Below are 21,001 nucleotides of genomic sequence, written 5' to 3'. Positions count from 1 at the left end.
GTATGGCTTGAGGACTAGGGCCTGCTCACACGGAAAGGCCCCCGGCAAACACGTTGCGGGTCGAACCCAACTGCAAAACCGCCTGATTGTACGATAATTGTCCAGGATTAATACCTGAATATGGCTTTGATCCCCATCAACCCCAACAAGCCCGCCGATCCATGTCCGCTGCCCAGACCGCTCCTTCCGCACCGCCCGCACGCTTCGATGGCACCGATCGCTACGTCGCCACCGACGACCTGAAGCTCGCCGTCAACGCCGCCCTGACGCTGCAGCGCCCGCTGCTTATCAAGGGCGAGCCCGGCACCGGCAAGACCATGCTGGCCGAGGAAGTGGCGCGCGCGCTGGGCCGTCCCCTGCTGCAATGGCACATCAAGTCCACCACCAAGGCCCATCAGGGCCTGTACGAATACGATGCCGTGTCGCGCCTGCGCGACTCGCAGCTCGGCGACGAAAAAGTGCGCGATATCCGCAACTACATCGTGCAGGGCACGTTGTGGCAGGCGTTCGAAGCCGAGCAGCCGGTGGTGGTACTGATCGACGAGATCGACAAGGCCGACATCGAATTCCCCAACGACCTGCTGCGCGAGCTCGACCGCATGGAATTCCACGTGTACGAAACGCGCCAGACCATCGCCGCGCGCCACCGCCCGCTGGTCATCATCACCTCCAACAATGAGAAGGACCTGCCCGACGCCTTCCTGCGCCGCTGCTTCTTCCACTACATCCGCTTCCCCGACCGCGACACCATGCGCGACATCGTCGCGGTGCACTTTCCCGAACTCAAGCAGGACGTGCTGCGCGCGGCGCTCGACACCTTCTTCGCCCTGCGCGACGCCCCCGGCCTGAAGAAAAAGCCGTCCACCTCGGAACTGCTGGACTGGCTGCGCCTGCTGCTGGCCGAAGACGTCAGCGCGGCGCAGATCGACGCGCACGCAGCTACCGCGGTGCCGCTGATGGCAGGCGCCCTGCTCAAGAACGAACAGGACGTGCACCTGCTGGAACGGCTCGCCGCCATGACCCGCGGCACCCAGCGCCGCTGACGCCCTCCACGCGGCCATCATGCTGATCGACTTCTTCTACCACCTGCGGGCACACAAGCTGCCGGTCTCGGTGCAGGAATACCTGACGCTGGTGGACGCACTGCGCCAGGACGTCATGACCCCGACGCTGGACGACTTCTACTTCCTGGCGCGCACCGCGCTGGTCAAGGACGAATCGCTCTACGACCGCTACGACAAGGCTTTCGGCGCCTACTACAAGGGTATCGAGGCCGCGCTGCCGGCCGGCAAGGACATCCCGCTGGACTGGCTCATCAAGCAGTTCGAGAAGAGCCTGACACCGGAAGAGAAAGCCGCCATCGAGAAGCACGGCTGGGACAAGCTGATGGAGCTCTTCAAGGAACGCATGGAAGAGCAGAAGGAGCGCCACGCCGGCGGCAGCAAATGGATCGGCACCGGCGGCACCTCGCCCTTCGGCAACGGCGGCTACCATCCCGAGGGCATCCGCGTCGGCGGCCAGTCTGCCGGCAACCGTAGCGCCGTCAAGGTCTGGGACATGCGCCAGTTCAAGGACTACGACGACCAGGTCGAGCTGGGCACGCGCAACTTCAAGGTCGCGCTGCGCCGGCTGCGGCGCTTCGCGCGTGAAGGCGCCGAACTCGAACTGGATCTGGACGACACCATCGCCAGCACCGCGCGCAACGCCGGCCACCTGGACCTGCGCATGGTTCCGGAGCGCCACAATACGGTCAAGGTGCTGATGCTGCTGGACGTCGGCGGCAGCATGGACGACCACATCGGCCGCGTCGAGGAACTGTTCTCCGCGGCGCGCAGCGAGTTCCGCAACCTCGAGGTCTACTACTTCCACAACTGCCCGTACGAAAGCCTGTGGCAGAGCAACCGCCGGCGCCAGAACGAACGCTTCGACACCTGGGACGTACTGCGCAAGTACAACCCCGACTGGCGCCTGATCATCGTCGGTGACGCCACCATGAGCCCCTACGAGATCCTGCAACCGGGCGGCTCGGTCGAGCACTACAACAAGGAACCCGGCGCGCAGTGGATGCGCCGGCTGCTGGACGCCTGGCCCAAGTCGGTGTGGCTCAACCCAGAGCCCACCGCGTCGTGGCAGTACCGCCAATCGATCGCGCTGATGCGCGACATCATGCAGGACCGCATGTACCCGGTTACGGTCGCGGGGCTGGAACAGGCGATGCGGGTGCTGTCGAAGTAGCGCGCCGCGGCGCCGTGCGTCAGCCGTCGACCGGCCGCGCCGGCGTATCCAGCGTCAACTGGTAGAACGCCAGGTCGAGCCAGCGCCCGAACTTGAAGCCGGCCTCGCGGATGGTGCCGGCGTGCGTGAAGCCCAGCTTCTCATGCAGCCGGATGCTGCCCTGGTTAGCCGCATCGATGCCCCCGATCATCACGTGCACCTGGTTGGCGCGGGCGCGCTCGATCAGCACGCGCATGAGTGCCGCGCCCAGCCCCTGCCCGCGGAAACGGCCATCGACATACACCGAATGCTCTACCGAATACTTGTAGGCCGGCCAGGCGCGGAACGTGCCATAGCTGGCGAACGCCATCAGTTCTCCCGCCGCGTTCTCGACGCCCACCACCGGGAAACCGCCAGCGGCCTTGGCCTGGAACCAACCGGCCATCGCCTCGCGTGGACGCGGCTTGTAGTCGTACAACGCGGTCGAGGTGACGATGGCCTCATTGAAAATGGCCAGGATCTGGTCCGCATGGCGTTCATGGATGCAATCGACCAGAATGGCGCCCTCCGGGGCGCCGGTGTCAGCGAGCGTAGTCATGCCGCGGATTGTAGCGAGCCGCGGCAATGGCGTGACAAAAAAAACCGGCGGAATCGCCGGTTCAGTGAAGGGACTGCCGCTTCTGGCCACTCTCAGGCGGCGCGGCTCTCGACTGATCGGTGGGGGATCGCGGCCATGGCGCGCACGCCGGGACACTCGCGCCAGGACAACTCGTCCGCATCCATGTCCAGGTCGAACAGGTCATTGGCCGCGGGCCACGGATGCTGGCGCGCCTCGGCGCCCTCCATCTCGAGCACGTGCCCGGCAAAGCCTCGCGGCGACCCTCCGCACTCGGCGAAATAGCGCTGCGTGCTCAGGTCCACCACGTAGGTGGTCATGTCATGGGTCAAAATGGCCACGAATTGGCCGTCATCACTGGCATAGGCGTACTGGAATTGTCCTTTGATGCGGTCGCCGCTCATGGGGCTGCCGGTCAATTGGGACAAGGCACGCGTGACGATCTCGGTCAGCATGGGTCGTTCCTCCGAAAGATGCGCCGGCAGGATGCCGGCGGCGAAGGCGCGAACAACAAGCACCGTCGTCGCCCACGGGGCGGGGGCGCGCGTTCCGGCATGCTGCCGATGCGGCCCGGCGGGGCGGCGGCTGGCGTTGGACGGGAAACCTATAGACGGCTGTCGCGCATCCCGTCGACAACAGCAACTACGTTCTGCAAAGCTTACACCCGCGCTCGCTCCGATCTCAAATCGGCCGCGCCACGCCAGGATGTTGCGCCGCAATACGCCGGCATGACAGGGGCTGCCGGTACTTATGCCGCCGCAAACGGCTCCGAGCCTGGGCCTGTGTCACTATTTTTCTGCGCATGCCAGGCCTCGCGCGCCAGCCGGTACAGCACGTGCGTCTTCAACGGATGCCCATCCGGCACCGCCGGATGCTCGAAGCGCTGTGCGTCTTCGCGCATGCCCAGGCGTCGCATCACCGCGCGCGACGGCTCGTTTTCCGGCACCGTGAACGCCACGATCTCGGGCACGCCAATCTGCTCGAACCCCACCCGCAGCGCCGCCTGCGCGGCCTCGCTGGCATAGCCTCTTCCCCAGTAGGGCGCCGCCAGGCGCCAACCGATTTCCACGCCGGGCGCAAACGGCAGCGTCGGCGCCAGCGCCTTGATGCCGACGAACCCGATGAACGGCGCGACGCCCGGCACTTCGACGGCCCAGAAGCCCCAGCCGTATTCATCGATGCCGGCGGCCAGCCGATCGGCCAGCGCGTCGCTTTCCGGCGCGGTCAGCGGCAGCAGGTAGCGCGTAACGCGCGCATCGGCATTCATGGCCGCGAACGGCTTGCGGTCGGCCGCCAGCCACTGCCGCAGCACCAGGCGGGGAGTCTCGATTTCAAGGGATAGCGACATGCGCGTTTTTTCCAGACGGAACGACAGACCGGCGCGCCAGGGGCGGGCCCCTGAACCATTCACACCGTATACACTCCAACGGATTCTGCCATGCCAAAGGAATAGTCCGCCATGCGCCTGTCCATATCGAAGCTGCCGCGCCCGCTGGGCGCGCTGCTGTTCACCTCCTTCCTGGCTTTCCAGGCCGGAGCCGCCGGCCTGCCGGATGGCATCACGGAGGCCGCCTCGATCGAAGGAATCACCGAGTACCGCCTCAGCAACGGCCTGCGGGTCCTGCTGGTGCCCGATGAATCCAAGCCGTCGACCACGGTCAACATGACCTACCTGGTGGGCTCGCGCAATGAGAACTACGGCCAGACCGGCATGGCGCACCTGCTCGAACACATGCTGTTCAAAGGCACCGCCATCACCCGCAACGCCATGGGCGAATTCTCGCGTCGCGGCCTGCAAGCCAACGGGTCCACGTCGAGCGACCGCACCAACTACTTCGCCAGCTTCGCCGCCAACCCCGACACCCTCAAGTGGTACCTGGGCTGGCAAGCCGACGCCATGGTCAATTCCCTGATCGCCAAGGAAGACCTCGATTCCGAAATGACCGTGGTGCGCAATGAGATGGAAAGCGGCGAAAACAGCCCCTTCCGCATCCTCATGCAGAAGATGCAGGCGGCCGCCTACCAATGGCACAGCTACGGCAAAAACACCATCGGCGCCCGTTCCGACGTCGAAAACGTCGACATCGGCCAGTTGCGCGCCTTCTATCACGAGTATTACCAGCCCGACAACGCCGTGCTGATCGTGGCCGGCAAGTTCGACCCGCAGACCACGCTGGCCGACATCGACGCCACCCTGGGCAAACTGCCCCGGCCCGATCGCAAGCTGCCGCCGGAATACACCGTCGAACCGGCCCAGGACGGCGAACGCGCGGTCACGCTGCGCCGCGCCGGCGGCACGCCACTGGTCGCCGCGATGTACCACATCCCGGCTGCGGGCAGCCCGGACTTCGTACCGTTCGACCTGGCCACCACCATCCTGGCCGATACCCCGTCAGGCCGCCTCTATCACGCGCTGGTCCCGACCAAGCTGGCCTCCGGCGTGTTCGGCTTCACCATGGAAAACCTGGACCCGGGCCTGGCGATGTTCGCCGCCCAATTGCCGCCGGGCAAGAATCAGGACGCCGCCATGAAGGCGCTGACCGGCACGCTGGAAACCCTGGCCAAGAAGCCCTTCACCCAACAGGAACTCGACCGCGCGCGCAGCAAGTGGCTGACCTCGTGGGAGCAGACCTACAGCGATCCCGAACAAGTGGGCGTGGCGCTGTCCGAGGCCATTGCCGCCGGCGACTGGCGCCTGTTCTTCCTGCAGCGCGACCGCGCCCGCAAGGCCACGCTGGCCGAAGTGCAGCGGGCCGCCACCACCTACCTGATCCAGAGCAACCGCATCGAAGGCCGCTACATCCCGACCGACAAGCCGGTGCGCACGCCGCAGATGCAGCGCGTCGACCTCAGCGCGGTATTCAAGGACTACAAGGGCGATCCCGACTTCAAGGCCGCGGCCGCCTTCGACCCCGCGCCGCAAAACATCGACCGCCTGACCCTGCGCAAGACGCTCAACCTGCCCAACGGCCCAGTGCAATTGGCGCTGCTGCCGAAAGCCACCCGCGGCAACCGCGTGCAGGCGCAGATGCTGATCCAGTTCGGCAATGAGAAAGACCTGCTGGGCCAGCGGGTGAATTCCAATGCCGTGGCCGATCTGCTGACGCGCGGCACCACCAAGCTGTCGCGCCAGGACATCCAGGATCGCCTCGACAAGCTCCAGGCCGAGCTGGGCTTCAGCGGCGGCGGCACCACGCTCAAGATCGCCATGTCCACCAAGCGCGAAAACCTGCCAGAGCTGACCCGCCTGGCGCTGGACATCGTGCGCAACGCCAACTTCCCCAAGGAACAGCTCGAGGAATACCAGCGCCAGCTCGAAACCTCGATCCAGAACGCCATGACCGAGCCGCAGGCCCTGGCCGCGCGTGCCCTGGCGCGCCAGGACAATCCGTGGCCGGCCGACGATCTGCGCTATGTGCCGACGTTCGAGGAATCACTGGCCGGCATCCGCGCCTTGAACCGCGATGCGCTGACCAAGTTCCACGCCAGGTTCTACGGCGCCGGCAAGATCGAATACACGGCGGTGGGTGATTTCGAGCCCGATGCGGTGGAAAAGGCCATCACGGATAGCCTGGCCGGCTGGAAGCGGGCTCCCGCCTATACCCGTGTCGGCAACCCATACCGCGACATCCCGGCCAAACAGTTCGACATCGAGACGCCCGACAAAGCCAATGCGTTCTACATCTCGCGCATGCCGCTGAAACTGCAGGACACGGATGCCGACTATCCGGCGCTGTACCTGGCCAACTACCTGTTTGGCGCCTCGGAAACCTCGCGCCTGTGGAACCGCGTACGTGAAACCGAAGGCCTGTCCTACAACGTGCGCAGCTCGCTGTCGGTGTCGTCGTTCGAGCCCAGCGCCAGCTGGACCATGTACGCCATCTACGCGCCGCAGAACCGCGAGCGCCTGGAAAAGGCCATCGGCGAGGAATTGGCGCGCGTGCTCAAGGACGGCTTCACCGACAAGGAAATCTCCGAAGGCATCACCGCCCTGCTGAACTACCGCAACCTGGCCCGCGCCCAGGACGATGTGCTGGCCGGCACCTGGCTCGACTACCTGCAACGTGGCCGCACCTTCGAATGGTCGGCCGAAATGGACAGGAAGATCACCGCCCTCACCCCTGACGTGGTCAACGCGGCGTTGCGCAAGTACCTGCGCCCGGAGGGCTTCAGCACCGCCGTTGCCGGCGACTTCAAGAAAAAGGCGCCCTGACGCAACACCTTCCAGCATCCCACGCCCCTGCTCCGGCAGGGGTTTTTTTTGCCCATCCGCCACCCCGCTCCTACCGCGGGGGACGGGCTGGACGCATGACCATGCCATAAACGGGGAAATTTCCTATCCAAACATTTATTACACATCTATTTGGAAAGATGTTTTCAAGATATACGGGTTTATCCCAGGTGGGATGACGCGCACAATTCAGTCATCGGGAACAAACAACGAACCACGACGGAGGGCCGCCGGATTCGGCCCCGTCTACAACATTGGAGGTCATTATGAAAACCCTGACGACTACCCTTCTGATTTCCCTGGCCTTGGTCGGCGCCGGCGCGCAAGCCGCCGGTGTCGAGCAAGCCAAGTCGAGCGCCCAGGTCGCGACGGAACTGCAACAAGCCAAGGTCAACGGCCAATACACCTTCGGCGAGCTGGACTACCCGCCCGCCTTGCCCCAGGCCACCAGCCTGAGCTCGCAGGAAGTGCAAGCCCAGCTGCAACAAGCCAAGACCAGCGGCGAATACTCCTTCGGCGAACTCGAATACCCGCCGGTCGTGGCAGCGCCCGCCGCCGGCAAGAGCCGCGCCGAAGTCCAGCAGGAACTCGCCCAGGCCAAGGCCAGCGGCCAATACACGTTCGGCGAACTCGAATACCCGCCGATCACCCGGTGAGCTGCTTGCTGTAGCCCGACCGGCCTCGGACGGCATCATGGTTCGGGGTCGGTATTTTCCGGCAACGGCGGCAGAACTGTAGCAGTGGAAGTAGCAGCACCCGTAGTTAGCAGCACCCGTAGTCAGCAGTACGAAGTCTGAAGCAAGAAGTAGCAGTACCCGTAGTGAAACCGCGGCGCAAGCCGCGGTTTTTTTTCGCCCCGACGTCGTGCCGCCTGCCACAATGAAAGCGGCCCAGGGTCCGGATACCTCCAGACCCTGGGCCGTGGTCCGCCGCAATGGCGGGAGTCAGGTCAGGCGATTCAGCTGAAAAATTCCTTGACGCGATCGGTCCAGGACTTGCTTTGCGGCGAGTGGCGGTCGCCGCCGTCGTTCAGCGAGGCCTCGAACTGGCGCAGGATGTTCTTCTGGTCATCGCTCAGGCGCACCGGCGTCTCGACCACCACATGGCAGTACAAGTCGCCCGGATAGCTGCCGCGCACGCCGCGGATGCCCTTGCCGCGCAGGCGGAAGGTCTTGCCGGACTGCGTGCCCTCGGGGATCGAGATCTCGGCCTTGCCGCCCAGCGTCGGCACCTGCAGTTCGCCGCCCAGCGCCGCCGTGGTGAACGGGATGGTCAGCTCGCAGTGCAGGTCGTCGCCATCGCGCTGGAAGATCTTGTGCTGCTTGATGTGGATTTCCACATACAGGTCGCCCGGAGGGCCGCCATTGATGCCCGGCTCGCCATTGCCGCTGGAGCGGATGCGCATGCCGTCGTCGATACCGGCCGGGATCTTGACCTGCAAGGTCTTGTTGCGGCGGATGCGGCCAACGCCATCGCAGGCCACGCACGGATCGGTGATTTCCTTGCCATTGCCATGGCAGGTCGGGCAGGTCTGCTGCACGCTGAAGAAGCCCTGCTGCATGCGCACCGCGCCGGAGCCGCCGCAAGTGCGGCAGGTCTTCGGCGAGGTGCCGGGCTTGGCGCCGGAACCGTGGCAGGTGTCGCAGTTTTCCCAACTGGGCACGCGGATCTCGGTGTCGAAGCCGGCCGCGGCCTGCTCAAGCGTGATCTCCAGCGCGTACTTCAAGTCGGCGCCGCGATACACCTGGGGACCGCCGCCGCGCCGGCCACCGCCGCCACCGCCGAAGATCTCGCCGAAGATGTCGCCGAAGGCGTCGGCGAACCCGCCGCCCATGCCACCGCCGCCCATGCCGGCGGCATTGGGATCAACGCCGGCGTGGCCGTAGCGGTCGTACGCGGCGCGCTTCTGTTCATCGCCCAGGACCTCGTAGGCTTCCTTGGCTTCCTTGAACTTCTCTTCGGCTTCCTTGCTGTCCGGATTGCGGTCCGGATGGTACTTCATGGCCAGCTTTCGATAGGCCTTCTTGAGTTCGTCGTCCGAAGCGTTTTTCGCCACGCCCAGGACGTCGTAATAGTCGCGTTTTGCCATGATCGGTGGGCTCGGGGAAGAGCCTTCTTTTCAGTGCTACAGAATGAGTACGCCCGGTAGGCGGATTTCTCCGGCTACCGGGCGGCAAAGGCAGGTCAGCGCCCGGCCATTATTGGTCGCGCTTGACTTCCTTGAAGTCGGCGTCGACGACATTGTCGTCAACCGGCTTCGCGTTGTCGGCGGCCTGCTGCTGGCCGGCGGCTTGCTGCGCCTGCATGTCGGCGTACATCTTCTCGCCGAGCTTCTGCGAGGCGGTCGACAGGGCTTCGACCTTGGCGTCGATGGCGGCCTTGTCGCCATCCTTCAGCGTGTCTTCCAGCTCCTTGATGGCCGCTTCGATGCCTTCCTTCTCGGCCGCCTCGAGCTTGTCGCCGTATTCGGTCAGCGACTTGCGGGTGGCGTGCACCAGCGCATCGGCCTGGTTGCGGGCCTGGGCCAGCTCGGCGACGCGGTGATCTTCCTCGGCGTTGGCCTCGGCATCCTTGACCATGCGCTGGATCTCGTCTTCCGACAGACCCGAGTTGGCCTTGATGGTGATCTTGTTTTCCTTGCCGGTGCCCTTGTCCTTGGCCGACACGTGCAGGATGCCGTTGGCGTCGATGTCGAACGTGACTTCGATCTGCGGCATGCCGCGCGGCGACGGCGGAATCCCTTCGAGGTTGAACTCGCCCAGGGCCTTGTTGCCCGCGGCGATTTCGCGCTCGCCCTGGAACACCTTGATCGTCACGGCCGGCTGGTTGTCGTCAGCGGTCGAGAAGGTCTGCGAGAACCGGGTCGGGATGGTCGTGTTCTTCTGGATCATCTTGGTCATCACGCCGCCCAGGGTTTCAATACCCAGGGACAGGGGGGTGACGTCCAGCAGCAACACGTCCTTGCGATCGCCCGACAGCACGGAACCCTGGATGGCGGCGCCAGCGGCGACGGCTTCGTCCGGGTTCACGTCCTTGCGCGGCTCCTTGCCGAAGAATTCCTTCACCTTTTCCTGGACCTTGGGCATGCGGGTCATGCCGCCGACCAGGATCACGTCGTCGATGTCGGAAACCTTCACGCCGGCGTCCTTGATGGCCACGCGGCAGGGCTCGATGGTGCGTTCGATCAGTTCCTCGACCAGCGCTTCCAGCTTGGCGCGCGTGATCTTCAGGTTCAGGTGCTTCGGACCCGAGGCGTCGGCCGTGATGTACGGCAGGTTGATCTCGGTCTGCTGGCTGGACGACAGCTCGATCTTGGCCTTTTCGGCGGCTTCCTTCAGGCGCTGCAGGGCCAGCACGTCCTTGGAGAGGTCAACGCCCTGTTCCTTCTTGAACTCGCCGATGATGTAGTCGATGATGCGCTGGTCGAAGTCTTCGCCGCCCAGGAAGGTATCGCCGTTGGTCGACAGCACTTCGAACTGCTTTTCGCCATCGACGTCGGCGATTTCGATGATCGACACGTCGAAGGTGCCGCCGCCCAGGTCATAGACGGCGATCTTGCGATCGCCCTTTTCGGTCTTGTCCAGGCCGAAGGCCAGCGCGGCCGCGGTCGGCTCGTTGATGATGCGCTTGACTTCCAGGCCGGCGATGCGGCCGGCGTCCTTGGTGGCCTGGCGCTGGCTGTCGTTGAAGTACGCCGGCACCGTGATGACGGCTTCGGTGACTTCTTCGCCCAGGTAGTCCTCGGCGGTCTTCTTCATTTTGCGCAGCACGTCGGCCGACACTTGGGGAGGCGCCATCTTCTTGCCGCGCACTTCCACCCAGGCGTCGCCGTTGTCGGCCTTGACGATGGCATAGGGCATCAGGTTGATGTCCTTCTGCACCGCCTTTTCCTCGAACTTGCGGCCGATCAGGCGCTTCACCGCGTACAGGGTGTTCTTGGGGTTGGTCACCGCCTGGCGCTTGGCGGGCGCGCCCACCAACGTTTCGCCGTCGTCCATGTAGGCGACGATCGAGGGAGTGGTACGGGCGCCTTCGGCGTTTTCGATGATCTTGACCTGACCGCCGTCCATGACAGCCACGCAGCTGTTGGTCGTGCCCAGGTCGATGCCAATAATTTTGCTCATGGTCGGGTTACCTTGGATAAATCGATGAAATTGGAGAGAAATTTCCTGTCCCCACCTAACTGGGGCTGCCCGCAGGGTTTTTCAAGACGCCTGGGTGGAAATTTCCGCCGGCGCTTCCTGCAGGCGCCGGATAGCCGCCGTGAACTGGGGCAATCCGGGCCAACCTGTGATGCGGCCGAGCCGTTTTCCGGCCCGGTAAAACACAAAAGTGGGGACACCATGCAGGGAAAAACGGCGGCCCAGGGGCTCGTCGGCGTAGACGTCGGCCTCGAACCAGCGCAAGCCCAGGCCCAGCAGGGCTTCCTGGTGCAGCAGCGCCGCCTGCTTGAAAAGATTGCAGTTATAGCAATCCTGGCCCCACAGGAACACGCAGCGCAGGTCCGATCCCGGCGCCTCGACCACGGCGGCGTCGAATCCCGCAGTGTCGACATGTTGCATGCCGAACACCGAGAAAACCTGGACCGGGTCGAACCTGGGGTCGGTCATGGCGCGCCGTCCGCTCAGCCTTGGCCGGCGGACACCACCACAAGGGCCGGACGCAGAGTGCGGTCAGCGATGGCATAGCCCTTCTGCAGCAACTGGATCACCGTGTTGGCGGGCTGATCCGACGGAATCGAGGAAATCGCCTGATGCAGGTGCGGATCGAACTTGTCGCCCTGGACCGGCGCGATTTCCTTGAGCAGGTTGCGCTCGAAGGCGGCCGCCAATTGCTTGAGCGTGACCTCGACCCCTTCGCGCAGCGTTTCGACGGTCTGGTCGGCCTGGGCCAGGGCGGCCTCGAGGCTGTCCTTGACCGGCACCAAGCTTTCCGCGAACGACTCGATGCCGAACTTGCGCGCCTTGGAGACTTCTTCCTGGGCGCGGCGGCGCACGTTCTCGGCCTCGGCGCGGATGCGCAGAAGCTGGTCCTGCTGCTCGTTGACGGTAGCCTGGGCCGCGTCCAACTGGGCGCGCAACTCGTTCAGCTCGGCCTGCGCGGCGTCCTGGGCGGCGGGGGCCGCATCGGCGTCATCGCCGAATCCGGGCGTCTGATCTACAGGCTCGTTGGGTGCCGTCATGGGGAATCCTCCAAAAAGAATGGCTTTCGCAACCATGAATGGGGGCCAATACCCCTATTTCAAGCCCGGGAAAGCAAATATTCCCCGTCGCGCACCGCCGCCGGGGCAACCGGCAGCCACCCATGAGAATCCGGAAAATCCTGCCTAAAAACCGGCTTCAACCGCGAAAAATCCGAAAACTGGCATTTTCGGCACTCCCGACGATGCCAGGGACGGGTCATTTCTTGTGCGGCTGCGCCGGGGCGGCGGCGTCGCTGGCGGGAAAGCTCTCTTTCAAGGCCCGATCGACTTCGGGATCATCGTCGGGCTCGGGGTTGATGGCGATGGGATCGCTGGCGGGAAAGGTCTCGGCCAACGCCTCGTCCAGTTCGTGCTCGACCTGGTCCTCGTCCACCGGGGTACTGACGTTCCCCTTTTTCACAATCTTGTCCGTCTTGGGATCATGGTGCATGCGCCCTCTCCTTCAAGTCCGTGGATGTGTGGGCCACCCCTGCAAGTGCCGTTCCACCAGGCTGGCCAACCCCGCGATCCAGGCAGGATCGTCATTCAGCGCCGGGATGTAACGGAACTGCTTGCCGCCCGCGCCGAGAAAGGCGTCGCGGCACTCCAGGCTGATCTCTTCCAGGGTTTCCAGACAGTCTGCCACAAATCCCGGACACACCACATCCACCTCGGTGACGCCCGAGGCAGCCAGCGCCTTGAGGGTCGGCTCGGTGTAGGGCTCGAGCCAGCGGGCGGTGCCGAAGCGGCTCTGGAAGGTCACCTCGATCTGCTCGCGCGGCAGCGACAGGCGCTGCGCCAGCAGCCGCGCGGTTTCCATGCAGTCGCGATAATAGGGGTCGCCCAGCTCGATGGAATAGCGCGGCAGGCCGTGAAAGCTCATGACCAGCTTCTGCGGCTTGCCATGCTCGCGCCAATACGCCTCGATGCTGGCGGCCAGCGGGTCGAGATAGATGGGGTCCTCGTGGAACCGCTTGATGAAACGCATCTCAGGCTGGTCGCGCAGCCGGCCCGCATGGCGCGTGACGGCATCGACCACCGTGGCGGTGGTACTGGCGGCGTATTGCGGATACAGCGGCACGGTCAGGATGCGTTCGCAGCCCTGCGCCCGCAGCCGCGAGATGGCGTCGGGAATCGACGGGTTGCCGTAGCGCATGCCCAGCTCCACCACCGCCTCGCCCCCGGCCGCGGTCAATGCAGCCTGCACGCCCTCGGCCTGACGGCGGCTGTAGACCATCAGCGGCGAACCGTCCTTGAGCCAGATGCCGGCGTAGCGCGGCTCCAGCTTCTTGGGACGCAGCGTCAGCACCAGGCCATGCAGGATCGGCTTCCACAGATAGCGCGGGATCTCGATCACGCGCGGGTCCGACAGGAATTCGCCCAGGTACTTGCGGATGTCCTTGCGGCCCGGCGTGTCGGGCGTGCCCAAGTTCACCAGCAGCACGCCGACCTTGCCCGGCGCGCGCGGCGGCGGGTCTTCATTGAAGGGGTCGTCCTGCTCGGCTTCAGGCAGGTAGCGTTCAGGCCAGAGATACTTGAACAGGCGAAGAAACACAAAAACTCCCCTTCCTCCACCAGGAGGATGTCGGTTCGGTTGGGACTACTGGTTGTGGCTGAGGGCGTTCGACAGCAGGCGCGCCGTGATGTCCACGATGGGGATGACGCGCTCGTAGGCCATGCGGGTCGGACCGATTACGCCGAGCGTACCGACCACCTTGCCATCGACGCCGTAGGGCGCGGTGATGACCGAGACCTCTTCCATCGGCACAAGTTGCGAATCGCCGCCGATGTAGATCTGCACGCCCTGCGCGCGGCTGGAAACATCGAGCAGTTGCAGCAGGTCGGTCTTCTTCTCGAACAACGAGAACATCTTGCGCAGCCGGTCCATGTCGGACGCGATGTCGGTGACGTCGAGCAGCTTGCGTTCGCCCGAAATGACCACGGCATCGCCGTCCTCGGCCGCCTCGGCACTGGCCTCGACCGCCGCCTGCATCAGGCGCGAGATATCTTCGCGCAACTGCGCCAGTTCCGTGGACAGCGTACGCCGCACCGCGTCGAACGACTTGCCGGCGAAGTGGACGTTGAAGAAGTTGCCGGCCTCCAGCAGTTCGGCCTCGGCGTAGTCGCGCTGCACGAACAGGATGCGGTTCTGCACGTCGCCGTCGGGGGTGACGATGATCAGCAGCACCCGCTTGTCCGACAGGCGGATGAATTCGATCTGGCGGAACACCTGGGCGCGCTTGGGAGTCAGCACCACGCCGGCGAACTGGGTCAGGTTGGAAAGCAGCGCCGCGGCGGCATTGACCGCGCGGGTGGGCTCGGCGGCCGCCAGCATCTCGCCCATGTTGTGCGGTTCGAGCTGGTACGACTGCACCGCCAGCAGGGAATCGACGAACATGCGGTAGCCGCGCGGCGTGGGAATGCGCCCGGCCGAGGTATGCGGACTGTGGATCAGCCCCAACTCTTCCAGGTCGGCCATGACGTTGCGAATGGTGGCGGGCGACAGATCGAAGACCTTCGATAGCGTCCGCGAGCCGACTGGTTGCCCATCGGCGATGTAGCGTTCGATCAACGCTTTCAGTAATGCGCGTGCGCGGTCATCCATACCCGGTATTTTAGGGAATCTTTTCCAATTGAGGCGATTTTTGTCCCGCAAGCCGATATGCGGCCCCATATAATCGGCTAATAAGCCCGATTCCGGGCCGATTCCGTATTTTGACTCGCCTCGCCACCATGCACTTTCCTATCGTCGCGCTGATCGGCAGATACCAGGACACCGGCCTGGCCACTCCGTTGAGGGCGCTCGCGCACGCGCTCACGCAGGCCGGGCGGCAGGTGCTCGTCGATGCCGACACGGCCCGCAACACCGGACTGACGGAATATCCGGTCGCCACCTACGCGCAGATCGGCCAGGACGCCTCGCTGGCGGTGGTCATGGGCGGCGACGGCACGGTGCTGGGCGCCGCGCGTCACCTGGCCCCCTACGGCGTGCCGGTGGTCGGCATCAACCATGGCCATCTGGGCTTCATCACCGACATCCCGGTGCAGGACGCGCATGGCGCCCTGACGCGGGTGCTGGAAGGCAACTTCCAGATCGAGGAACGCATGCTGCTCGAAGGCAGCGCCTGGCGCGGCGACCAGCAGATGTACGCGGCCTCGGCGTTGAACGACGTGGTGCTGAACCGCGCCGGCCGCGGCGGCATGATCGAGGTGCGCGTCGAACTGGACGGCGCCTTCATGTACACCCAGCGCGCCGACGGCCTGATCATCGCGACCCCCACCGGCTCGACCGCCTACGCGCTGTCGGCCAACGGCCCGATCCTGCACCCCGGCATGAACGCCATGGTGCTGGTACCGGTGGCGCCGCAAACGCTGTCCAACCGCCCTATCGTCATTCCCGACACCGGCGTGCTCAACATGACGCTCACCGCCATGGGCCGCGTCGAGGTCGGCGCCAGCGTGCACTTCGACATGCAGACCTGGTCCGATCTGCAGCCCGGCGACCGCATCGTGGTCCAGCGCGCGCCGTACACCATCCGCTTCGTGCATCCGGAAGGCTACAGCTTCTTTTCCACCCTGCGCCGCAAGCTGCACTGGAACCTGATGCCGCAGGCCACCGACAACGTAGAGTAGTAAGCGCCCCGACATGCTGCGCACCCTGCACATCCGCGATTTCGTCATCGTCGAGCAGACCGAGATCCATTTCGGTCCCGGCTTCACTGTTTTCTCCGGCGAGACCGGGGCGGGCAAATCCATCCTCATCGACGCCCTGGCGCTGGCGCTGGGCGAACGCGGCGACGTCAGCGTGCTGCGCGAAGGCGCCGCGCGCGCCGACATCACCGCGGTCTTCGACACGCCGACAGCGTTGCGGGACTGGCTGGCGGAACGCGAAATCGACGCCGACGAGGAGCTGGCGCTGCGCCGCGTGATCGACGCGCAGGGCCGCAGCCGCGCCTACATCAACGGCACGCCGGCCACGGTCGCGCAATTGCGCGAACTGGGCGACAGCCTGGTCGACATCCATGGCCAGCATGCGCACCAGAGCCTGATGCGCGCCGACGCCCAGCGTGACCTGCTGGACGCGCATGGCGGCCACGGCACGCTGCGCCAAGGCGTGGCCCAGGCCTGGAAGCAATGGCGCGCGCTGGCGCGCCAGCTCGAATCCGCCGAAAAGGATGCAGCCGGCCTGGCCAGCGAACGCGAACGACTGCAATGGCAGGTCGACGAACTCGATCGCCTGGGTCTCGGCCCCGACGAATGGGAAGCGCTGCAATCCGAGCACACCCGCCTGTCGCACGCGCAGTCGCTGCTGGACGGCGCCACGCAGATCCTGGACGCGCTCGATGGCGAAGGCGATTCCGTCCACCACCGCCTGACCTCCGCCAACCACCGCATCCAGCAGATGCTGCGGCACGATCCCGGCCTGCAAGGCATCCACGACGAGCTCGAATCGGCGCGTATCGCCATCAGCGAGGCCGTGTCCGACCTTAACAACTACGTCAGCCGGGTCGATCTCGATCCGCAGCGCCTGGCCGACGTCGAGGCGCGCCTGAGCGCGGTGTTCGAGACCGCCCGCAAATTCCGCGTCGAACCCGAGGCGCTCTGCGCCTTGCGTGACAGCCTGCACGCCGAGCTATCGGCCCTGCAGGCCGCCGCCGACATCGACGCGCTGCGCGCCCAGGAGCAGGCGGCGCAGGCGCAATACGATGCTGTCGCCGCCAAGCTCACCACGGCGCGCCGCAAGATCGCCAAGGATCTCGGCAAGCAGGTCACCCAGGCCATGCAGGCGCTGGCCATGCAGGGCGGAAAGTTCGAGCCCACGCTGGCCGCCGCCGCGCCCTCGGCGCATGGCAATGAGCAGGTCGAATTCCTGGTGGCGGGCCATGCCGGCACCACGCCGCGGCCATTGGCCAAGGTTGCTTCCGGCGGCGAGCTGTCGCGCATCTCGCTGGCGCTGTCGGTCATTGCCAGCCGCGCCGCGCGCGTACCCACCCTGATCTTCGACGAAGTCGACAGCGGCGTGGGCGGCGCGGTGGCCGAAGCCGTCGGCAAGCTGCTGCGCGAACTGGGCGAGCGCCACCAGGTGCTGTGCGTCACCCACCTGCCGCAGGTGGCGGCTTGCGGCAACAACCACTTCCTGGTCAGCAAGACCGAATCGCGCGGCACGACCCGCTCGCGCATCGAAGAACTGGACGACGGCGCCCGGGTCGAGGAAATCGCCCGCATGCTGGGCGGCATCAAGCTCACCGCCACCACACGCGAACACGCTCGGGAAATGCTGGAAAGCTTCGGCCCCGCGCCGGCCTGAAACCGGCACCCCGCCGGGCCGAAACGAAAAAGCCCCTTCTTTAAGAAGGGGCTTTTTTCGTTACCTGATCGCGGCGAGCGCGGCCGGACCAGGGCAAACGAAAGCGCTCAGCGGTTTTTCAGGCAACTGCCGCAGATGCCGTAGAGCACCATGGCGTGGCTTTCGAGCGCGAAGCCGTTGTCCTTGGCGATCTTCTGCTGACGCTTTTCGATATCCGGGTCGGAGAATTCAACCACCTTGCCGCAATTGGTGCAGATGAGGTGGTCGTGGTGATCGCCGTCGTTCAGCTCGAACACGGCCTTGCCGCTGTCGAACTGGCTGCGGGCGAGAATGCCGGCCTGCTCGAACTGGGTCAGGACGCGATAGACGGTGGCCAGGCCGATCTCGACGTTTTCGCCGATCAGGGCCCGGTAGACGTCTTCGGCGCTGAGGTGGCGCTGGTCCGACTTACGGAAGATATCAAGAATTTTCAGGCGCGGGAAAGTCGCCTTCAAACCCATGTTTTTCAGTTCGCTTTGGTCGCTCATGGTGTAATCGCTCTCCGTCCGCGTTGGCATGGGCAAGGATACTCGGTCACCGCGAGCCGGCTCCCCCTGAATTCCTGCCGCCCCGCAGAACTATCCTTATGAAACCTTTATGATAACGGTTTTGTCTGCTTCCAAATAATAGGGGCGCGTAGTGTCCATGATTGCACGAATTCCTTCCCGCTCGCTCAAGACCGGATTGGCCATCGCCGCCCTGGCCGTCGCCCTGGCCGGCTGCACGGGGGACAAGTGGGGCTTCCCCTACAAGGCCGGTGTCCAGCAAGGCAACTGGATCACCCAGGAACAGGTCGCCCTGCTGCAACCGGGCATGACGCGCGAACAGGTCCGCTTCGCCCTGGGCAGCCCTACCCTGACCAGCGTGCTGCACGCCAACCGCTGGGACTACCCCTACTACTACAAGCCCGGCTACGGCCAGGCGCAGGAACGCAAGTTCACGGTCTGGTTCGAGAACGACCGGCTGACCCGCTGGGAAGGCGACAAGCAACCCGATCTGCAGCCGTACCAGCTCAACGCGCCCAGCGCCACGGCCGACGAAAAGGCCGACACCCGCCTGAGCGAGGACGAGGCCCGCCTCAAGCAGGAAGAAGAGCAGAAGAAACGCGATGCTGCCGCCCCTTCCAGCCCGATGAACCAGTACCCCGGCCAGCCCGGCAACGCGCCCGAGCCGCTGCGCTAACCCCAAGGACTCACTTCATGCGTATCGCTATCGCCGGCGCCAGCGGCCGTATGGGCCAGATGCTGATCGACGCCGTCCTCAAAGCAGACGGCCTGCAACTGACCGTCGCCCTCGACCGCAAAGGTTCCGCCTCACTGGGCCAGGATGCGGGCGCCCCGCTGGGCCAGCAGACCGGCGTCGCCATCACCGACGATCTGGCCGCGCTGGCCAACGCCGACTGCCTGATCGATTTCACCCGCCCCGAGGGCACGCTGGAACACCTGCATGCCTGCGCCAGGCTGGGCGTGAAGGCCGTCATCGGCACCACCGGTTTCGATGACAACGGCCGCGCCGCCATCGAGGTGGCCGCCCAGAAAACCGCCATCGTGTTCGCGCCCAACATGAGCGTGGGCGTCAACGCCACGCTCAAGCTGCTCGACATGGCCGCCCGCATCCTGAATTCGGGCTACGACGTCGAGGTCTTCGAGGCGCACCACCGCAACAAGGTCGACGCCCCGTCGGGCACCGCGCTCAAGATGGGCGAGACCATTGCCTCGGCCTGGGACGTCGCCCTGCCCGACGTCGCCACCTGGAGCCGCCACGGCGACACCGGAGTGCGCAAGCCGGGCACCATCGGCTTCTCGGTGCTGCGCGGCGGCGACATCGTCGGCGATCACACCGTGTCGTTCTGCGGCATCGGCGAACGCATCGAGATCACGCACCGCTCGGCCAGTCGCGCCACCTACGCCGAGGGCGCGTTGCGCGCGGCGCGCTTCCTCGAAGGCAAGCACAACGGCCTGTACGACATGCAGGCAGTGCTGGGGCTCTGATCCCGCCGTGCCAACGAAAAAGGGCCCGTAAGAACAATGCCAGTCAGTTGAGCGCTGACTGGCATTTTCTTTGGCGGGTGCTGGCCGCGAAGGGGGGCGCTCGACGCCTGCGCCCGTAACGCGTCCTCGCGGGGCGGGAGTCCCCCAGGTGGCATTGCCACCAGGGTCCTCTTTTTTGCGGATCATCCCGCTCGAACCACCACGGGTTCGGGCTCCAAAGCCACGCCGTAGCGTTCCGCGACCGCTTCCTGGATCGCACGCGCCAGCGCCAGGATGTCGGCGGCGGTGGCGCCCCCACGGTTCACCAGCACCAGCGCCTGGCGGTCGTGCACACCGGCCGCGCCCAGGACGCGGCCCTTCCAACCGCACTGGTCGATCAACCAGCCGGCAGCCAGCTTGTAGCGGCCATCGGGCTGCGGATACGACACCAGGCCGGGAAAGCGCGCCGCCAGCGCATCGCGCTGCGCAGCCGACACGATCGGATTCTTGAAAAAACTGCCGGCGTTACCGGTGATCGCCGGATCAGGCAGCTTGGCGCGCCGGATTTCGCAGACCGCTTCGAAAACCGCTCGCGCCGACGGCGCCACCGTCAGCCCGGGATGGCGCTTGAGGTCCGGATATTCCAGCACCGGCCGCCAGGGCCGCGGCAGGCGCAAGCGCACCGCCACGATCACCCAACTGCCCGGCGGCTGGCGCTTGAACACGCTGTCGCGATAGGCAAAGCGGCAGTCGGCGGCGGTCATTTCCACGTAGCGCCCCTCGCGCACATCCCACGCCGTCAGGCTGTCGAAGCGGTCGGCCAATTCGACGCCATAGGCACCGATGTTCTGCACCGGCGCGGCGCCTACGGTGCCAGGAATCAATGCGAGGTTCTCCAGCCCGTCCCACCCCTGCCGCACGCACTCGGCCACGAAACCATGCCAGCTCTCGCCGCCGGCAGCTTCCACCAGCCAGGCATCGGGCTCGGCCCGCAGCAGCCGCACGCCTCGCAGCGCGACTCTCGCCACCAGGCCGGGCACCGCCTCGGGCAATACCAGGTTGCTGCCGCCGCCCAGGACCAGCAAGGAAGCATGGCGCGCTGCCAGCGCGGACAATGAGGGCAATTGCGCGACATCGTCCAGGGTCACGCAGGCGTCGGCAGAGGACACCAGGCCCAGGGTATTGAACGTGGAAAGATCCTGTGGCGCGGGGATCAACACAGGTGCCGTAGCGGGGGAATTTGACATGGATACTACCGGGTGTGCTATATTTTCTGTCTTCGCTCATATTACTTGATTAAGCTTGGCCGTCAGGTCCGCCGGAAAATGCTTCAGGCATTGCTTCAGGCGCCGGACAACGCGAAGCCCAGCGTGCAAATTCAGTGCGATCCGCCCGTCCCTGGCAACCACCAACGACAGGCACGATCGAAAAAACCTGAGCA

At 65.2% G+C, this 21,001-nt stretch carries 20 protein-coding genes; 8 read left to right on the top strand and 12 right to left on the bottom strand.

Annotated features, from left to right (window positions below):
• Window positions 1-161: 161 nt before the first annotated feature.
• Both AC6LKG_RS02185 and AC6LKG_RS02180 read left to right on the top strand, forming a co-directional pair.
• The gene (locus tag AC6LKG_RS02185; protein ID WP_498162389.1) at window positions 162-1,043 is read left to right on the top strand and encodes an AAA family ATPase; all 882 of its coding nucleotides are present in this window, start codon (window positions 162-164) and stop codon (window positions 1,041-1,043) included.
• Between the two features lie 19 nt (window positions 1,044-1,062).
• Window positions 1,063-2,235: a vWA domain-containing protein gene (locus AC6LKG_RS02180; protein ID WP_006393227.1), complete on the top strand. Its 1,173-nt coding sequence runs from the start codon at window positions 1,063-1,065 to the stop codon at window positions 2,233-2,235.
• Between the two features lie 19 nt (window positions 2,236-2,254).
• On the opposite strand, the gene AC6LKG_RS02175 is transcribed toward AC6LKG_RS02180, so the two are convergent.
• From AC6LKG_RS02175 to AC6LKG_RS02165, 3 genes are all read right to left on the bottom strand, one after another.
• Entirely contained in the window at window positions 2,255-2,812 is a 558-nt protein-coding gene (locus AC6LKG_RS02175) for a GNAT family N-acetyltransferase (RefSeq protein WP_498162387.1), read from the bottom strand.
• Between the two features lie 92 nt (window positions 2,813-2,904).
• The gene (locus AC6LKG_RS02170) at window positions 2,905-3,285 is read right to left on the bottom strand and encodes a hypothetical protein (RefSeq protein ID WP_498162385.1); all 381 of its coding nucleotides are present in this window, start codon (window positions 3,283-3,285) and stop codon (window positions 2,905-2,907) included.
• A gap of 293 nt (window positions 3,286-3,578) precedes the next feature.
• A complete protein-coding gene (locus tag AC6LKG_RS02165) occupies window positions 3,579-4,178 on the bottom strand; it encodes a GNAT family N-acetyltransferase (protein ID WP_498162383.1) in 600 nt (199 codons plus the stop codon).
• A gap of 111 nt (window positions 4,179-4,289) precedes the next feature.
• Between AC6LKG_RS02165 and AC6LKG_RS02160 the strand changes: the two genes are divergently transcribed.
• Together AC6LKG_RS02160 and AC6LKG_RS02155 are read left to right on the top strand one after the other, a co-directional pair.
• The gene (locus tag AC6LKG_RS02160; RefSeq protein ID WP_498162382.1) at window positions 4,290-7,043 is read left to right on the top strand and encodes a M16 family metallopeptidase; all 2,754 of its coding nucleotides are present in this window, start codon (window positions 4,290-4,292) and stop codon (window positions 7,041-7,043) included.
• A gap of 284 nt (window positions 7,044-7,327) precedes the next feature.
• Window positions 7,328-7,717 (top strand): DUF4148 domain-containing protein, encoded by a 390-nt coding sequence (locus AC6LKG_RS02155; RefSeq protein WP_498162380.1) that lies wholly within the window; start codon window positions 7,328-7,330, stop codon window positions 7,715-7,717.
• 302 nt (window positions 7,718-8,019) lie between these two features.
• On the opposite strand, the gene dnaJ is transcribed toward AC6LKG_RS02155, so the two are convergent.
• From dnaJ to hrcA, 7 genes are all read right to left on the bottom strand, one after another.
• Window positions 8,020-9,150 carry a molecular chaperone DnaJ gene (dnaJ, locus tag AC6LKG_RS02150; RefSeq protein WP_006389047.1) on the bottom strand — a complete coding sequence of 377 codons (1,131 nt, stop codon included), beginning with the start codon at window positions 9,148-9,150 and terminating at the stop codon, window positions 8,020-8,022.
• 109 nt (window positions 9,151-9,259) lie between these two features.
• Window positions 9,260-11,185, bottom strand: coding sequence for a molecular chaperone DnaK (gene dnaK / locus AC6LKG_RS02145; protein ID WP_498162379.1), 1,926 nt, complete (start codon window positions 11,183-11,185; stop codon window positions 9,260-9,262).
• Window positions 11,186-11,266: 81 nt separating this feature from the next.
• Window positions 11,267-11,671 carry a thioredoxin family protein gene (locus tag AC6LKG_RS02140; protein ID WP_498162377.1) on the bottom strand — a complete coding sequence of 135 codons (405 nt, stop codon included), beginning with the start codon at window positions 11,669-11,671 and terminating at the stop codon, window positions 11,267-11,269.
• 14 nt (window positions 11,672-11,685) lie between these two features.
• Window positions 11,686-12,243, bottom strand: a complete 558-nt coding sequence (gene grpE / locus AC6LKG_RS02135; RefSeq protein WP_498162376.1) for a nucleotide exchange factor GrpE — start codon at window positions 12,241-12,243, stop codon at window positions 11,686-11,688.
• Window positions 12,244-12,460: 217 nt separating this feature from the next.
• Complete coding sequence (locus AC6LKG_RS02130) at window positions 12,461-12,694, bottom strand: hypothetical protein (protein ID WP_498162374.1); 234 nt, start codon at window positions 12,692-12,694, stop codon at window positions 12,461-12,463.
• A 12-nt stretch (window positions 12,695-12,706) separates the two neighbouring features.
• Window positions 12,707-13,798, bottom strand: coding sequence for a ferrochelatase (gene hemH / locus AC6LKG_RS02125; RefSeq protein ID WP_498162372.1), 1,092 nt, complete (start codon window positions 13,796-13,798; stop codon window positions 12,707-12,709).
• A 45-nt stretch (window positions 13,799-13,843) separates the two neighbouring features.
• The gene (gene hrcA, locus AC6LKG_RS02120) at window positions 13,844-14,848 is read right to left on the bottom strand and encodes a heat-inducible transcriptional repressor HrcA (protein WP_049071722.1); all 1,005 of its coding nucleotides are present in this window, start codon (window positions 14,846-14,848) and stop codon (window positions 13,844-13,846) included.
• 128 nt (window positions 14,849-14,976) lie between these two features.
• Here hrcA and AC6LKG_RS02115 point away from each other — a divergent pair, with 128 nt between their 5' ends.
• Together AC6LKG_RS02115 and recN are read left to right on the top strand one after the other, a co-directional pair.
• Window positions 14,977-15,876 carry an NAD kinase gene (locus tag AC6LKG_RS02115; protein WP_498162370.1) on the top strand — a complete coding sequence of 300 codons (900 nt, stop codon included), beginning with the start codon at window positions 14,977-14,979 and terminating at the stop codon, window positions 15,874-15,876.
• Between the two features lie 13 nt (window positions 15,877-15,889).
• Window positions 15,890-17,551: a DNA repair protein RecN gene (recN, locus tag AC6LKG_RS02110; protein WP_498162368.1), complete on the top strand. Its 1,662-nt coding sequence runs from the start codon at window positions 15,890-15,892 to the stop codon at window positions 17,549-17,551.
• Window positions 17,552-17,658: 107 nt separating this feature from the next.
• Here the strand turns inward: recN and fur are convergent, their stop codons facing one another.
• A complete protein-coding gene (gene fur, locus AC6LKG_RS02105; protein ID WP_498162366.1) occupies window positions 17,659-18,078 on the bottom strand; it encodes a ferric iron uptake transcriptional regulator in 420 nt (139 codons plus the stop codon).
• A gap of 157 nt (window positions 18,079-18,235) precedes the next feature.
• Between fur and AC6LKG_RS02100 the strand changes: the two genes are divergently transcribed.
• Both AC6LKG_RS02100 and dapB read left to right on the top strand, forming a co-directional pair.
• Complete coding sequence (locus tag AC6LKG_RS02100) at window positions 18,236-18,772, top strand: outer membrane protein assembly factor BamE (RefSeq protein ID WP_498162365.1); 537 nt, start codon at window positions 18,236-18,238, stop codon at window positions 18,770-18,772.
• 17 nt (window positions 18,773-18,789) lie between these two features.
• A complete protein-coding gene (gene dapB, locus AC6LKG_RS02095; RefSeq protein WP_498162364.1) occupies window positions 18,790-19,581 on the top strand; it encodes a 4-hydroxy-tetrahydrodipicolinate reductase in 792 nt (263 codons plus the stop codon).
• A gap of 182 nt (window positions 19,582-19,763) precedes the next feature.
• Here dapB and murB read toward each other — a convergent pair whose 3' ends face one another.
• Window positions 19,764-20,807, bottom strand: a complete 1,044-nt coding sequence (gene murB / locus AC6LKG_RS02090) for a UDP-N-acetylmuramate dehydrogenase (RefSeq protein WP_498162363.1) — start codon at window positions 20,805-20,807, stop codon at window positions 19,764-19,766.
• Window positions 20,808-21,001 lie beyond the last annotated feature (194 nt).

Source organism: Achromobacter sp. 46006, from assembly GCF_059761975.1.
Note: the sequence above shows the minus strand (reverse complement) of the source record. Positions and strands in the feature narration are given on the sequence as shown.